Annotated in this window: 17 protein-coding genes; 3 read left to right on the top strand and 14 right to left on the bottom strand. The window is 71.2% G+C overall.

The window, feature by feature from the left end; translation table 11 throughout:
• Nucleotides 1-83 precede the first annotated feature (83 nt).
• Nucleotides 84-1,007: a peptidoglycan DD-metalloendopeptidase family protein gene (locus tag KV097_RS06140; RefSeq protein ID WP_220365382.1), complete on the top strand. Its 924-nt coding sequence runs from the start codon at nucleotides 84-86 to the stop codon at nucleotides 1,005-1,007.
• 55 nt (nucleotides 1,008-1,062) lie between these two features.
• Here the strand turns inward: KV097_RS06140 and KV097_RS06145 are convergent, their stop codons facing one another.
• The 10 genes from KV097_RS06145 to rplS form a co-directional block, all read right to left on the bottom strand.
• Nucleotides 1,063-3,315 carry an NADP-dependent isocitrate dehydrogenase gene (locus KV097_RS06145; RefSeq protein ID WP_220365383.1) on the bottom strand — a complete coding sequence of 751 codons (2,253 nt, stop codon included), beginning with the start codon at nucleotides 3,313-3,315 and terminating at the stop codon, nucleotides 1,063-1,065.
• Between the two features lie 174 nt (nucleotides 3,316-3,489).
• Nucleotides 3,490-4,473: a tyrosine recombinase XerC gene (locus KV097_RS06150; RefSeq protein ID WP_220365384.1), complete on the bottom strand. Its 984-nt coding sequence runs from the start codon at nucleotides 4,471-4,473 to the stop codon at nucleotides 3,490-3,492.
• Nucleotides 4,474-4,521: 48 nt separating this feature from the next.
• Nucleotides 4,522-5,754: a DNA-processing protein DprA gene (gene dprA, locus KV097_RS06155; protein WP_220341292.1), complete on the bottom strand. Its 1,233-nt coding sequence runs from the start codon at nucleotides 5,752-5,754 to the stop codon at nucleotides 4,522-4,524.
• A complete protein-coding gene (locus KV097_RS06160) occupies nucleotides 5,751-7,319 on the bottom strand; it encodes a YifB family Mg chelatase-like AAA ATPase (protein WP_301021654.1) in 1,569 nt (522 codons plus the stop codon). The genes dprA and KV097_RS06160 overlap by 4 nt, the downstream gene beginning before the upstream one ends.
• On the bottom strand, nucleotides 7,316-7,684 hold the full coding sequence (locus tag KV097_RS06165) for a YraN family protein (RefSeq protein ID WP_220341291.1): 369 nt from the start codon (nucleotides 7,682-7,684) through the stop codon (nucleotides 7,316-7,318). Before KV097_RS06165 ends, KV097_RS06160 begins: the two co-directional genes overlap by 4 nt.
• Nucleotides 7,685-7,786: 102 nt before the next feature.
• Entirely contained in the window at nucleotides 7,787-8,095 is a 309-nt protein-coding gene (locus KV097_RS06170) for a DUF2469 domain-containing protein (RefSeq protein WP_220341290.1), read from the bottom strand.
• 67 nt (nucleotides 8,096-8,162) lie between these two features.
• Entirely contained in the window at nucleotides 8,163-9,029 is an 867-nt protein-coding gene (locus tag KV097_RS06175; protein ID WP_308289359.1) for a ribonuclease HII, read from the bottom strand.
• Nucleotides 9,030-9,051: 22 nt separating this feature from the next.
• On the bottom strand, nucleotides 9,052-9,759 hold the full coding sequence (lepB, locus tag KV097_RS06180; RefSeq protein WP_220346927.1) for a signal peptidase I: 708 nt from the start codon (nucleotides 9,757-9,759) through the stop codon (nucleotides 9,052-9,054).
• 49 nt (nucleotides 9,760-9,808) lie between these two features.
• A complete protein-coding gene (gene lepB, locus KV097_RS06185; protein WP_255559259.1) occupies nucleotides 9,809-10,582 on the bottom strand; it encodes a signal peptidase I in 774 nt (257 codons plus the stop codon).
• 25 nt (nucleotides 10,583-10,607) lie between these two features.
• A complete protein-coding gene (gene rplS / locus KV097_RS06190) occupies nucleotides 10,608-10,958 on the bottom strand; it encodes a 50S ribosomal protein L19 (protein ID WP_220341288.1) in 351 nt (116 codons plus the stop codon).
• Between the two features lie 450 nt (nucleotides 10,959-11,408).
• On the opposite strand from rplS, the gene KV097_RS06195 reads away from it, so the two are divergent.
• Nucleotides 11,409-12,224, top strand: a complete 816-nt coding sequence (locus tag KV097_RS06195; protein ID WP_220341287.1) for a LuxR C-terminal-related transcriptional regulator — start codon at nucleotides 11,409-11,411, stop codon at nucleotides 12,222-12,224.
• Between the two features lie 3 nt (nucleotides 12,225-12,227).
• Here KV097_RS06195 and trmD read toward each other — a convergent pair whose 3' ends face one another.
• The 4 genes from trmD to rpsP are packed head-to-tail and all read right to left on the bottom strand — an operon-like array spanning nucleotide 12,228 to nucleotide 14,275.
• Complete coding sequence (gene trmD, locus KV097_RS06200; protein ID WP_220342461.1) at nucleotides 12,228-12,947, bottom strand: tRNA (guanosine(37)-N1)-methyltransferase TrmD; 720 nt, start codon at nucleotides 12,945-12,947, stop codon at nucleotides 12,228-12,230.
• On the bottom strand, nucleotides 12,947-13,489 hold the full coding sequence (rimM, locus tag KV097_RS06205) for a ribosome maturation factor RimM (RefSeq protein WP_220341286.1): 543 nt from the start codon (nucleotides 13,487-13,489) through the stop codon (nucleotides 12,947-12,949). The genes trmD and rimM overlap by 1 nt, the downstream gene beginning before the upstream one ends.
• A 4-nt stretch (nucleotides 13,490-13,493) precedes the next feature.
• Complete coding sequence (locus KV097_RS06210; protein WP_220342460.1) at nucleotides 13,494-13,736, bottom strand: RNA-binding protein; 243 nt, start codon at nucleotides 13,734-13,736, stop codon at nucleotides 13,494-13,496.
• A gap of 8 nt (nucleotides 13,737-13,744) precedes the next feature.
• Nucleotides 13,745-14,275: a 30S ribosomal protein S16 gene (gene rpsP / locus KV097_RS06215; protein WP_220341285.1), complete on the bottom strand. Its 531-nt coding sequence runs from the start codon at nucleotides 14,273-14,275 to the stop codon at nucleotides 13,745-13,747.
• A 216-nt stretch (nucleotides 14,276-14,491) separates the two neighbouring features.
• Between rpsP and KV097_RS06220 the strand changes: the two genes are divergently transcribed.
• A complete protein-coding gene (locus KV097_RS06220) occupies nucleotides 14,492-14,935 on the top strand; it encodes an HIT family protein (RefSeq protein WP_220365385.1) in 444 nt (147 codons plus the stop codon).
• Nucleotide 14,936 lies beyond the last annotated feature (1 nt).

The raw sequence follows: 14,936 nt of genomic DNA on the forward strand, positions 1-14,936 counted from the left end.
CCCAGGTGTCCGCTCGAGATGTCCGTCCACAGATGTCCGACTTGTCCCTACGCTAACCGCGCTGTCTGCGATGGCATCTTCGGATGAACACCCACCGTCTTCGCCTCGTCGCGCTTCCTGTGATGGCCGCGGCCGCCGCCCTCTCTCCCCCGGCAGCCGCCGAGGAGTCGTCCTGGTCGTGGCCCCTGGAGCCGCGACCGTCGATCGTCCGCGCCTACGAGGCCCCCACCGGCCCGTACGCCGCCGGTCACCGCGGGGTCGACCTGGCTGCGGCGCCGGGCGCGATCGTCCGGGCGGTGGACGGCGGGGTGGTGGCGTTCGCCGGCCGGGTCGCCGGCGTCGAGGTGGTCAGCGTCGACCACGACGGCGTGCGCTCGACGTACCAACCGGTCGGCGCCGACGTCGTGAAGGGTGACCGCGTCGCTCGCGGCGCCGTCCTCGGCAGGGTCCTCCTCGCGGGCGGACACTGCTTTCCCGTCGCCTGCCTGCACCTCGGTCGTCGTCACGGGCGCGCGTACGCCGATCCGCTCGCGCTCCTCGGCCGTGCGGCTGCGGTGCGGCTCGTGACGCCGTACGGACCGCCACCGGTGCCGCCGCCGACCCCGGCACTGGGACGTGGCACCCCGGGAGGGCTGGTCCATCCGGTAGACGGTCCGATCAGCTCCCCGTTCGGGATGCGCGTGCACCCGGTCACCGGAGAGCTCCGACTGCACGACGGCACGGACTTCGCGGTCCCGTGCGGGACGCCGGTCCGGTCGGCGGCGGCGGGACGCGTGGTCGGCTCGGGGTACGACCCCGCGTACGGCAACCGAGTGGTGGTCGAGCACGGCGGCGGGCTGTCGACCACTTACAACCATCTGATCCGGCCGGGCACAGCCGCCGGCACGTCGGTCGAGGCAGGCACCGTCGTGGGGTCGGTCGGGTCCACCGGCTTCTCGACCGGTTGCCACCTTCACTTCATGGTCGTCGACGAGGGACACCCGGTGGATCCGACCTCCATGCTGTAGACGACGAGACCCGCCGGGTGTGCACCCGGCGGGTCTCGTCGTCAGCGGTGGCCTGTCAGCCGAGTGCCGCCAGCGCGTCGTTCAGGGTCTTCGAGGGCCGCATGACCGACGACGCGAGTGCGTCATCGGGGCGGAAGTAGCCGCCGATGTCCACGGGCGAGCCCTGGACCCCGATGAGCTCCTCGGTGATCGCCTGCTCGTTGGCAGCGAGCTGCTCTGCCAACGACGCGAACTCCGCCGCGAGCTCGGCGTCCTCGGTCTGAGAGGCCAGCTCCTGCGCCCAGTAGAGCGCGAGATAGAAGTGGCTTCCACGGTTGTCGATCCCGCCGACGCGGCGGCTGGGCGACTTGTTCTCGTTGAGGAAGGTGCCGGTCGCTCGGTCGAGCGTGTCGGCGAGAACCTGAGCCTTCGGGTTGTCGGTGACCTGGGCGAGGTGCTCCAGGCTGACGGCCAGGGCGAGGAACTCGCCGAGACTGTCCCACCGAAGGTAGTTCTCCTTGATGAGCTGCTGCACGTGCTTGGGCGCCGAGCCGCCGGCGCCGGTCTCGAAGAGACCACCTCCGTTGATGAGCGGCACCACCGAGAGCATCTTGGCGCTCGTCCCCAGCTCCAGGATCGGGAACAGGTCGGTCAGGTAGTCGCGGAGGACGTTGCCCGTGACCGAGATGGTGTCCTCGCCCTTGCGGATGCGCTCCAGCGAGAACGCCGTCGCGTCGACCGGGGACATGATCTCGATCTGGAGACCGTCGGTGTCGTGGTCGGCGAGATAGGTCGTCACCTTCTCGATGAGGTTGCGGTCGTGCGCCCGCGACTCGTCGAGCCAGAAGACCGCAGGGGCGCCGGTGGCCCGGGCCCGCGTCACGGCGAGCTTGACCCAGTCGCGGATCGGGACGTCCTTGGTCTGGCACATGCGCCAGATGTCGCCCTGGGAGACCGGGTGCTCGAAGACGACCGAGCCGTCCTGGTCGGTCACGCGGACCGTGCCGGCAGCGGGGATCTCGAACGTCTTGTCGTGGCTGCCGTACTCCTCTGCTGCCTGCGCCATGAGGCCGACGTTGGGTACGGAGCCCATCGTCGTCGGGTCGTACGCGCCGTGAGCCCGGCAGTCGTCGAGGACGACCTGGTAGATGCCGGCATAGCTGCTGTCGGGGATGACCGCCAGCGTGTCGGCCTCGACGCCGTCCGGTCCCCACATGTGACCCGAGGTACGGATCATCGCGGGCATGGACGCGTCGACGATGACGTCGCTCGGGACGTGCAGGTTGGTGATCCCCTTGTCGGAGTCGACCATCGCGAGCGCGGGGCCGTCCGCGATCCCCTGCTCGATCGCGGCCTGCACGGCATCGCGGCTGTCGGCCGGGAGCGTCCCGAGACCGGAGACGATGCTGCCGAGACCGTTGTTGGGGCTCAGGCCGGCCGCGGCGAGCGCCTCGCCGTGCTCGGCGAACAGCTCGGGGAAGAACGCCTGCACGACGTGCCCGAAGATGATCGGGTCGGAGACCTTCATCATCGTGGCCTTGAGGTGGACGGAGAACAGGACGCCCTCCGCCTTCGCCCGCGCAATCTGCGCGGTCAGGAACTCACGCAGTGCGGCGACGTCCATGGCGGTCGCATCGACGACCTCGCCGGCGAGCACCGGCACCGACTCGCGCAGCACGGTGGTCGAGCCGTCCTCGGCGACCAGCTCGATCCGCAGCGAGCCGTCCTTGTCGATCACGGCGGACTTCTCGTTGGACCGGAAGTCGCCCGAGTCCATGTGTGCGACGTTGGTCTTGGAGTCGGCACTCCACGCACCCATCGAGTGCGGGTGCTGGCGGGCGTACTGCTTGACCGACGCCGGCGCCCGGCGGTCGGAGTTGCCCTCGCGGAGCACCGGGTTGACGGCACTGCCCTTGACCTTGTCATAACGGGCGCGCACGTCGCGGGCCTCGTCGGTCGACGGATCGTCGGGGTAGTCGGGGATCGCGTACCCCTGGCCCTGCAGCTCGGTGATGGCGGCCTTCAGCTGAGGAACCGACGCACTGATGTTGGGGAGCTTGATGATGTTGGCCTCGGGCCGCTTCGCGAGGTCGCCGAGCTCGACGAGGGCGTCACCGACCTGCTGCTCGGGCGGGAGGCGGTCGGGGAACTGCGCGAGGATCCGCCCGGCGAGGGAGATGTCGCGGCTCTCCACCGTGACGCCCGCCTTGGCCGCGTAGGCCTGGATGATCGGGAGGAACGAGTACGTCGCGAGCAGCGGCGCTTCGTCCGTGTGGGTGTAGATGACCTTCGAGTCCAACTCCGAGGCTCCATTCCTGCGTTCGACCATCCCGCTTCCCAGGATGGTTCGGCGTGCTGGGGGGTCTAGTCCTACGAGCCCGCGCGCGGCGCGGGAGGGGACGCACCAGGTGCTGATGGTCCGCCGGTAGGAAGGCGCTCCACAGGCAGCCTACTTCGTCGCGGCTGCCCCGCCCGACGCGGGAAGAGTCTCTCGCACTGCTGGTCAGGCCCGCGGGTGTGCCTGGGCGTAGGCGCTGCGCAGCCGCTCGGAGCTCACGTGGGTGTAGAGCTGGGTGGTCGCGAGCGACGCGTGGCCGAGGAGCTCTTGGACGCTGCGCAGGTCGGCGCCGCCCTCCAGAAGGTGCGTGGCGGCGGTGTGGCGGAGTCCGTGCGGGCCGAGGTCGGGGGCGTCGTCGACGTCGGCGAGGCGGGAGTGGACCATCCGGCGGATCGTCCGGGGGTCGACGCGCCCACCCCGTCGGCCGAGGAAGAGCGCAGGCCCGCTCCCGGCGACCACCAGCTCCGGCCGGACCGTCAACCACCGGTCGACGGCGCGACCGGCCGGGCGACCGAACGGCACGCTGCGTTCCTTGTCGCCCTTGCCGATGACCCGCACCACGTCGCGCGAACGGTCGACGTCGTCGATGTCGAGCCCGCACAGCTCGCCGACCCGGATGCCGGTCGCGTAGAGGAGCTCGAGGACCGCCACGTCGCGCACCGCGACGGGGTCGGAGTCCGACGGGTGCGCAGGTCGTGGAGCGCCCGCCTCCGCCTCGTCGGCGCCGCCCGGACCTCCGGTGGCGACCGCGGCGGCCGAGTCGAGGAGGGCGCGCACCTCGTCCTGGCGGAGGACGCCGGGCAGCTCGCGGTGCCGCTTGGGGTTGACCAGCAACGCGCCGGCGTCCTGGTCGGCGCGACCGGTACGCACCAGCCACGCCGTGAAGCGACGGACGGCTGCCGCCCGACGCGCCAGCGTGCTCCGGGCTCGGCCGCGGACCTGCTGTGCGGCAAGGAAGCTCCGCAGCGACCTCAGCTCGAGCAACGCCGGATCGCGGACGCCGAGCCCCTCCGCATGGGCGGCCAGCAGGTCGAGGTCGCCGGCGTACGCGCGCACCGTGTGCTCGCTCAGCCCACGCTCGGAGCGCAGATGCCGCGTGTAGGCCTCGAGGGCGTCGGTCCAGGCAGGACTGCGGTCGGTCGTGGCCATGACCCCGAGTGTGACGGTGGGTCGCGTGACCTCCAAGCGGGCACGCCGTCACCGGTCCTGGTCCCCGGCGGCAGGGTCTCCGGCCCTCTCGCCCGCGCCATCGCCGGCGCGCGCGAGGTCGGCGCGCCGCGCAAGGTGCCATCCCCGACCCGACGGCCGGACGAATCCGCTTCGCTCCAGATGGTCGAGTGCTGCGGCGACCGCCTCCGGGGACGCACCGGCATGCCAGGCGATCTCGTCGGTGGTCCGGGGTCCCTGCGCAGGCAGGGCCTCGATCACGGCCCGTGACGTCGGGTCGAGACCGTCCCAGACGGTCGCTGGCGCCGACGGTGGGGTGGCGTCACGACGCCCGAGCACGTCGAGGTCCTCGAGAACCTCCGCGCCGTTGGTGACGAGCACGGCACGACCCTCGCGGATCGCCTGGTGCACGCCGACCGACGACTGGTGCGCCACCGGGCCGGGCACGGCCATGGTGAGCCGACCGAGCTCGTTGGCCCAGCTCAGCGTGTTGAGCGCTCCGCTGCGTCGCGCCGCCTCGACGACGACGGTGCCTTGGGTGAGACCTGCGATGATCCGGTTGCGCGTGAGGAACCGCGACCGGGTGGGAGTCGCGCCGGGAGGATGCTCGCTCACCAGCAGCCCGGACTCGGAGATCGCGCGCAGGAGGCTCGCGTGGGCACGGGGGTAGTCGATGTCGAGGCCGCAGGCCAGGACCGCGACCGTTGGCCCGCCGAGGGCCAGGGCACCACGGTGCGCCGCTGCGTCGATGCCGAACGCCGCCCCGCTCACCACCGCTGTCCCGGCGTCCACGAGGTCGGCCGCCAGGTCCCCCGCCACGTCACGGCCGTAGGTCGTCGCGTCGCGCGCTCCCACGACGGCAGCCGACCGAGCGGTCAGGTCGTCGAGACGGCCCCGGCCGCGGACCCAGAGGCCGAGCGGGCGCCCCACGACCCCCGACACGGCACCGACCTGATCGAGGTCGTCCAACCGCTCCGGCCAGCCTGCATCCCCGGGGCAGACCCAGCGCAGCCCGGCACCGCGCGCGACGGTGACTGTTGCCTCGAGCCGCGTGTCGAGTGCGACGGCACGAGCACGCCAGGCTTCCGGTGTCCCCGCGTCTGCGGACGTCACTGCGGCCAGCAGCTCCGTCGGCGTGCGCTCGAGCAGGCCGGCGGCCAGCCTCGGATCACCGGGCTCGGCCACCAGGCTCAGCCCGAGGCGGGCGCGCCGCTCGTCTCGCCGACCACGGGGCGACACGCCGTCCTGCTCTGTCGCAGTCACGCGGTCACCCGCTCCCACAGGGAGCCCTCGGGTGTGGTGCCGCGCCGCAGCGCCGTCGCCGTCTCCAGGTCGTCGTCGTCGGGTGCCGGCCGTTGTCGCAGGTCGGCCACCGTCCACGCGACCCGGAGAAGGCGGTCGGCCGTCCGGGCGTTGACCGTCCCCGCCCGGACCAGCCGACCGACAGCCACCACGAGACGTGTCGGGGTCGGGAGGTCACGACGTAGCGCAGCGCCGGGCACGTCGGCGTTGGTCCGCCACGGCGTGTCCTCGAGCCGTCGACGCTGACGGTCTCGCGCCTCGACGACCCGTTGCGCGACGACCTTCGACGACTCGGGCTGCTCCGCACCCGGTCCGTAGTGGTGGGCCGAGACAGGACCGACCTCGCGCTGGAGGTCGATACGGTCGCGGACCGGTGCGGACAGACGCTCGCCGTAGCGTCGTTTGACCACCGCGCTGCACTCGCACAGCTCACCGGTCCGCCGACCGCACGGACACGGGTTGGCAGCGAGGACCAGCAGGAACCGTGCCGGGAACTCCGCGGTCTGGACCGCACGGGACACGGTCACGCGCCCGCTCTCGAGCGGTTGACGCAGGCCGTCGATCACGTCGCGACGAAACTCCGGGGCCTCGTCGAGGAACAGCACCCCGTGGTGCGCCAGCGACATCGCACCAGGCCTCACGGTGCGGCTCCCTCCCCCGACCAGCGCCGCCGCCGACGCCGTGTGGTGGGGGTCGACGAACGGAGGTCGACGCAGCAGCGGCGCGTCGGGAGAGAGCATCCCCCCGACCGAGTAGACGGCGCTCGTCTCCATCGCCTGCTCGTCGTCGAGGTCCGGCAACAGGGACGGGAGTCGCTGCGCGAGCATGGTCTTGCCGACCCCTGGCGGACCCGAGAGGAGCAGGTGGTGGGCACCCGCCGCCGCCACGACGAGGGCAGCACGCGCGTCGTCCTGCCCCGCGACGTCGGCGAGGTCGAGCCCCTCGAACCGGTCCGGGCGCGCCGCTTCACCGGGCACCAGGGCGTCGACCGGAGGGTCGTCCGGGGGATCCTCGCCGCGGAGCAGCGCGGCGGTCTGACGCAGCGACCGCACGCCGAGCACCCGCGCGCCCGCGACGACGGAGGCCTCGGCAGCGTTGGACTCCGGAACGATGACGAGCCCGCAGCCTGCTGCCACCGCCGCGGCGGTCGCCGGCAGGACGCCCGCAACGGCACGCAGCCGCCCGTCCAGTCCGAGCTCACCGAGCACGGCCGCGCTCGCGAGCCTCTCCTGGGGCACGTGCCCTTGGCTGGCGAGGACGGCGAGCGCGATGCCGAGGTCGAAGTGGGAGCCCGCCTTGGGGAGCCAGGCAGGTGACAGGTTGATGGTGACCTTGGTGTCGGGCCACGCGAACCGGCTGTTGGCGATGGCGGCACGGCAACGATCACGGGACTCCGCGAGCGAGGCGTCCGGCAACCCGACCAGCGTCGTCCGGGGCAGCCCGGGGCTCACGTCGACCTCGATGTCGATAACCCGGCCCCGCATCCCCTCCAGCGACACCGACATGGTCCGGCCCAGGCCCGTCACGCCGCCCCCACCACGTGCGTGACCTCGGCCGCTCCACGCGCGGGGACGACGACCGCGACGACGTCGATGCGCACGAGTCCGGCACCGGGCTGGTGCTCGGACAGGTAGACGCCCGCGAGACGCCGGAGGCGTGCTGCCTTCTGGGGGGTCACGGCCTCCAGCGGGGTCCCGTACGCGGCGCTCCGGCGGGTCTTGACCTCACAGAAGACGAGCGCGTCGTCGTCCTGGGCGACGATGTCGATCTCACCCCACCGGCACCGCCAGTTGCGGTCGATGACCCGCATGCCTTGGGCACGCAGATAGTCGGCCGCGACGTTCTCGCCGTGCACCCCGACCGCGCGCCGCTGCTCATAGCTCGATGCCATGTCGCCACCTCCACGGACAAGGTGGCGCCTTCCGGCACGACCGGGACGCGCGTCATCCGCGCCTGGGGACGAGCACCGTCTGTGGACAGACGGCCGCCACGCCTAGCCCTTCGGTGGCTCGAAGTCCGAGGTCGCCAGCTCCTCGACGTTGACGTCCTTGAACGTGAGGACCTTGACGTTCTTCGCGAACCGGGCGGGGCGATAGATGTCCCACACCCACGCGTCGGTCATCGTCACCTCGAAGTAGGCGTCACCCGTCTCCGAACGCACCTTCACGTCCACGGCGTTGCACAGGTAGAAGCGGCGGTCCGTCTCGACCACGTAGGTGAAGATGCCGACGACGTCGCGGTACTCGCGGTAGAGCGCGAGCTCCATCTCCGCCTCGTACCGCTCGAGATCCTCCGCGCTCATCGTCCTCCCTCGGTCGGGACCGTCCCTGCGAAACTACCGCGTACGGCGTCCGCCGCGCGCGGTCCGTTCACGCGTGGCGCTCTGCCGACCGCTCCTCGGGACCGATCAGGCCCTCGGGAGCGACCGACGACCACCAGAGGTCGTCTGTCTGCGACGCGACGGCATCGCTCTCCTCCCCAGCGGCTTCCTCGACCTCGAGGCCCCACTCGTCCGTCATGCCGGGCGGGAGCGCCTCACCCAGCGCTGCCGCCGGGCCGGCACCGTCCGTGATCAAGCCCGGCAACCGCCAGGAGACGCGGTGGTGCGGCGTCGGGCCCAACGAGGCGAGCGCCGCGATGTGCTCCGGGGCGGCGTACCCCTTGTTGTCCGCCCATCCGTACTCGGGATGCTCCTCGGCGAGGGCCACCATGATCGCGTCCCGAGCCGTCTTGGCGAGGACGCTCGCGGCGGCGACCGCCGCGCAGCGCATGTCGGCCTTGATCATCGTCACCACCGGAGGCACCCGCTCGACCACCTGCGGCGGCCCATAGAGGCTGGTCTGCTCGGGCGGCGTGAGGTAGTCGTGGTTGCCGTCCAGCAGCACGGAGTCCGGTGCGACGTCGAGCTGGGCGAGGGCACGATGACCCGCCAGTCGGAGCGCAGCGATGATCCCGAACTCGTCGATCTCGTTCGGGGTCGCATGGCCGACGCCGTGCGACGGTGCCCACCGCTTGATCCGTGGCACGAGGCGGCGACGCGCCTCGGCAGTGAGGAGCTTGCTGTCGCGCACGCCCTGAGGAGCGGTCTTCGTCGACTCGGTCACGACGACCATCGCCACGGTCACCGGGCCGCACAGCGCGCCTCGGCCGACCTCGTCGCTGCACGCCAGAGAGGTCAACCCGCCGCGCAGCATACGTCGCTCGATCCGCAGCGACGGCGGTGCCGCCGAGCTCACGCGTCGCCCTGGGGCCATCGGCTCAGCCGGCGTCGGGGACGTTCTTGAACGGCTCGTTGTCCGAGCCGCCGGAGCCGGCACGACTCAACGGCCACACGATCCCCCACGACTTGCCCACCACGGCGTCGGTCTTGACGAACCCGCCACCGGGACCGCCCATGTGGGCACGCGAGTCCTGGGAGTTGTCGCGGTTGTCACCCATCAGCCACAGCCGCCCCTCGGGCACCTTCACCCTGAAGCGCTGGCTCGCGGTGGCCTTGGGGTTCTTGACGTAAGGCTCATCGATCGAGGTGCCGTTGACCTGGAGCCGTCCCTGGGCGTCGCAGCAGACGACCGTGTCGCCGCCCACGCCGATGACGCGCTTCACGAGCTGGCCGCCCGACGGATAGAGCCCGAAGATCGACAGCGCCTTCTGCACCGGCCCGAGGTCCTCCTCGACCTGGGGACCGAGCCAGTCACCGGGGTCGTCGAACACGACCACGTCACCACGCTCGGGCTCGCCCGTCCAATAGCTGACCTTCTGGACGAGGATGCGGTCGTCGATCTGGAGGGTGTCCTCCATCGACCCCGAGGGGATCCAGAACGCTTGGACGAGGAAGGTCTTGACGACCAGGGCCAGCACCAGCGCCACGACGACCAGCAAGATCGTCTCCTGCCACAGCGGGAGCGGCTTGCGCTTCTGCCGGGCAGGGCGTTCGGCGGCCTTCGCGGCCTGATCGTGGGATGTCACACCGACAGCGTAGCCGGGCGCCCTCGCGTGACGGAGGTGCCGGGGCGCCTCAGTCGAGCGAGGCGAAGGACTCAGGATCGTGGAGGACGGACCGGTCCTTCCAGGGCCAGACCACGAAGGCGACCTTGCCGACGACGTTGCCGTCAGGCACGAATCCGCCGCCCGCCTCGTCGACGTGGGCGCGCGAGTCTGCGGAGTTGCCGCGGTTGTCGCCCATCACCCAGAGGTGCTCCGCGGGCACGGTCACGCTGAAGGGCGTACGGCCGGTCGCCGTCACGTCCTTGACGTACGGCTCCTCGATCGCGACGCCGTTGACCTCGATCCGTCCGGCCGTGTCACAGCACTTGACGGTGTCGCCACCGACGCCGATCACGCGCTTGACGAGGTGGCCGCCCGACGGGAACAGGCCGGCCGAGGAGAGAAGCTTCTGGGCTGCGTTCGAGGATCCGTGGACCTCTCCCGCACTCAGCCAGCCGCCGGGATCCTCGAAGACGACGACCTCGCCGCGGCGGGCCTCACGCCCCCAGTACGACACCTTCTGGACGACGATCCGGTCCTGGACGCCGCCCGCGTTCCCGGTCAGCGTCGGCTCCATCGACTCCGACGGGACGTAGAACGTCTGGAGGAAGAGCGACTTCACGATCAACGACAGCAGGAGCGCGGCGAGGAGCAGCGCGACGATCTCCATCCAGAGTGGGATCCGTCGATCGCCCCATCGCGCCGCGCCGAGCCAGCGACGCGCCGGACCCCCCGCCGAGCGGAGTGCCCGGTGCGTCCCTCGTACTTCGTCGTCGGCACGGCCGACGACCGGCTCGTCACGCATGGTCCACAGTCCCCCCCGAGACTGCTCAGGCCTCGCGCTTCTCCTTGATCTTGGCCGCCTTGCCCCGCAGGTTGCGCAGGTAGTACAGCTTGGCGCGGCGCACGTCGCCGCGGCTCACGATCTCGATCCGGTCGATGATCGGGGTGTGGAGGGGGAAGGTGCGCTCGACGCCGACACCGAAGCTCACCTTGCGGACGGTGAACGTACGTCCGACGCCCGAGCCCTGCACGCGGATCGCCACTCCCTGGAACACCTGCACGCGTGAGCGGTTGCCCTCGATCACCTTGACGTGGACCTTGAGGGTGTCCCCGGCACGGAATGCGGGGACATCGTCACGGAGCGACTCGCTCGCGACAGCATCGACTACGTTGGTCATCTCAACTCTTCCTCGTCGGTGCCACAGGTCACCCACGGAATGCGTGGTGTGAATGCTTCAGAACGGTGCTGCGACACGTCGCGTGCGACGGTCCTCGCGGCTCGAGACCCCTGTGGCAGCAGAGCCCAGCACCGACCTCCCAGTCTGCCACACCGCCGTCAGCGTCCGTTAATCGGCTGACGGCAGCGCCCAGGACCGCCGTCCTCTCGGCATCACCCCCGCCGACGCCGGCGAACTGCGGTCCTGGGCTCTGTTGCGAGCGTAGGTCTCCGAAGGGGACCGGCGGAATACGCAGTGGTACGTACGCACGGGCCTCTGGCGAGACACGCCGGAGCCTGGTGTCACATCGGCGCCACGGTGGCGACGTTCAGTCCTCGACCACGGGGCGACGTTCTCATCGCCGTTCGCTAGGCTCGCCGCACAGGCCCAGTCGAGGAAGGACGGGGAGCGATGCCCGACGCCGCACAGTGGATCGGAGTCGCCGCGGACGTCCTGACCGGCGACGACCTCTGCGCTGCGCGGCAGCGGCTCACCGACCACCTCCTCCACGAGTTCGGCGCCAGTGCCGGAGCACGGGTCGAGCTCGACGCGCCGACCGGCACACTGACGCTCCACGGCTTCCCCGGAGACATCGCCTTCGACACCGAGCGCTGGCCGTACGGGCTGGTGACGCTGACGCGCACACACCCTCTCGTCCTGCACTACGTACGCACCGGCTCGCTCGAGCCGGAGGTTCTCCTGCAGCCAGGCGAGAGCACGCGGACCCTCCCCACCGTGCTCGTCAACCTGCTCGACTCGGTCGGCATCGGCCTGCACCAGCTCGTGCTGCCGCTCCGCAACGAGGTGGGAGTCGGCATCGAGGCATACGTCCTCGTCCGCGACGACCCCTTCCCGCGATGGTCACTCCCGCGTGCCCGCGCGCTGCACGCCCTCGTCCGCGGGCTCGACCAGCACCTTCGGCTCCGGGTCGCCGCGCCCGAGGTGGCCGAGCCCACCAGCGACGACGCCGGCCTCACCCCGCGCGAACGCACCATCTTGGCGATGCTGGCGGAGAGCCGCACCGCCGAGTCGATCGGACGAAGCCTGGGGATCTCGGTCCGGACGGTGCACAAGCACCTCGAGAACGTCTACCGCAAGCTCGGCGTGAGCGACCGGGTGGCCGCCGTGACAGCTGCCCAGCGGCGCGGACTGTTCCCCGGCGCCGGCACGGTCGCGGTGATCCGCGAGCGCACACCCCGCGGCGGCGAGGTCTCCAGCATCGGCTGAGGATCAGCCGTCGTCGCCGGCGAGCAGGTCGGGCCGCCGGAGCGTGGTGCGCGCCTCTGCCTGCGCGCGCCGCCACGCGGCGATGCGGGCGTGGTCGCCGGACAACAGGATCGACGGGACCTCGTGGTCGCGCCACACCGCGGGCTTGGTGTAGACGGGGTACTCGAGCAGACCGTCGGACCCGTGGGACTCCTCCGCCAGCGACTCCGGGTTGCCCATGAATCCCGGGAGCAGGCGGATGACGGCCTCGATGACCGCGAGTGCCGCGACCTCGCCGCCGTTGACGACGAAGTCGCCCAGCGAGATCTCCTCGACGGGCATCCGGTCGGCAGCCCAGTCGATCACCCGCTGGTCGATGCCCTCGTATCGTCCGCAGGCGAACGCGAGCCAGGGCTCGCGCGCGAGGCGTTCGGCGTCGGCCTGCTTGAACGGCCGTCCCGAGGGGGTCGGGACGAGAAGGCGGGGTGTGCTGGCGGGCCCCTCCTCCGCGGATCCGGCGGCCAGGAGTCCGTCGAGCGCCTCGCCCCACGGCTCGGGTCGCATCACCATCCCTGCGCCACCGCCGTACGGCGTGTCGTCGGTCGAGCGGTGCCGGTCGTGCGCGTGCTCACGAAGGTCGTGCACGTGAAGGTCGAGCAGGCCACGCTGCTGCGCCTTGCCCGGCAGCGACAGCGACAGCGGCGCGAGGTAGTCGGGGAAGATCGTGACGACGTCGATGCGCATCATTGCGGGCCGGCGTCCTCGGCCTGCTCAGGGTCGAGCAGACCCGCCACCTCGGTCACCTGGACGACCCCTGCCTCGAGGTCGACCTCGGGGACCAGGGCGGCGACGAACGGGACGAGCACCTCGGTGCCGTCGAGGCGCTCCACGGCGAGCATGTCCTGGCCGGGCAGGTGCAGCACCTGGTTGACCGTTCCGCGCTCGACCCCGCCCGACAGGACGCGCAGGCCCTCGAGCTGGTGGTCGTAGAACTCCTCGGGGTCGTCCGGACGCTCCGTCTCGTCCACGTCGGCGATGATCTGCGCCCCCCGGAGCGCCTCAGCGGCCGTGCGGTCGGGCACGGCGTCGAACATCACCAGGAGCCTGCCCTGGTGCGGACGAGTGCTCCGGATGGACATGCTCTGGTCGGCACCACCGGACCGCGGACGCAGCACGACCGACGAGCCCGGGGCGAAACGCCTCTCGGGCTCGTCGGTCGTCAGGTCGATGCTGACCTCACCGCGGATGCCGTGCGCCCGGCCGATCCGGCCGACGACGATCTCCACCGGATCAGCGACGCCGGTCGACGTCGACGAAGTCGATGCGCGCACCGCCGCTGCCGGCGAGAGCGCCGGCGACGGTCCGGATCGCCGTGGCCGTGCGGCCCTGGCGCCCGATGACCTTGCCGAGGTCCTCGGGGTGGACTCGCACCTCGAAGAGCGTGCCGCGGCGAAGCTGCTTCGGGGTGACGTCGACCTCGTCCGGGTGGTCGACGATGCCGCCGACCAGGTGCTCGATCACTTCGCCCACCATCACGGTGATCAGGCCTCCGAGGACTCGGAGGTCTCGGTGGACTCGGCAGCCGCCGGCTCCTCGGCCTTCTTGGCAGACTCGTCGGCCTTGGCGGCCTTCTCGTCGCCCTTGGCGGCCTTCTCGTCGCCCTTGGCAGCCTTCTTGGCCGGCGCCTTCTTGGCCGCGGCCTTCTTGGTCACGGCCTCGGTGCCGGGCTCGCCGTGGACGGCCTTGAGCGCCTCGTTGAAGACCTCGGCCTTGTCACGCTTCGGCTCGGCGAGCTTGACCGTCGACTCGGCGGTCTCGCCCTTGGACCGCTGGAGGTCACCGGTGAGCTTGAGCAGCGCGGTCACGGCCTCGCTCGGCTGAGCGCCGACGCCGAGCCAGTACTGGGCACGGTCGGAGTCGATCGTGATGATCGAGGGATCGGCCTTGGGGTTGTAGGTGCCGATCTCCTCGATGACGCGTCCGTCGCGCTTGGTGCGCGCGTCGGCGACGACGACTCGGTAGAACGGCGTGCGGATCTTGCCCATCCGCTTAAGACGAATCTTGACGGCCACGGGTGTGGTGTCTCCTCAATGAACGTGGTGTGGTGATCCAGCCGCCACCGTGTGGGGAACGGGGCCGCCTGATCGTGGATCCGAACGCGTCCGAATGAGAGGGTCCAGACGCGAGACGGAATCGCCGTCCATTGTGCCAGACCGCGTCCCACGGCTCCAACTCGCGGCACCGTCGAGACGATCCGTGCTCGGTGCGCGTACGGCACACTGCTCCGTATGAGCACGCTCTTCACCAAGATCATCGCCGGAGAGATCCCGGGACGCTTCGTGTGGGCCGACGACGAGGTGGTCGCCTTCCTCAGCATCGGGCCGATCCGCCAGGGCCACACCCTCGTGGTCCCGCGCACGGAGGTCGACCACTGGATCGACGCCGAGGACGTGCTGCTCGCACGGCTGACCTCCGTGGCGAAGCGGATCGGCGCTGCCCAGCAGGCGGAGTGGGACAGTCCACGGGTCGGCACGATGATCGCCGGCTTCGAGATCCCCCACCTCCACGTCCACGTCTGGCCGGTGTGGGACCTCGACGACTTCAGCTTCGCCGCCGTGGACCCCGACCCGCCCGCCGCCTCCCTCGACGAGGCCGCGGAGCGGCTGCGCGCCCGCCTCGTCGCCCAGGGACAGGGCGCCCACGTGCCGGAGGACGTGTCGTCGGCCGGCTGAC

Origin of the sequence: Mumia sp. zg.B17 (assembly GCF_019550915.1) — a bacterium.
Taxonomy (GTDB): domain Bacteria; phylum Actinomycetota; class Actinomycetes; order Propionibacteriales; family Nocardioidaceae; genus Mumia.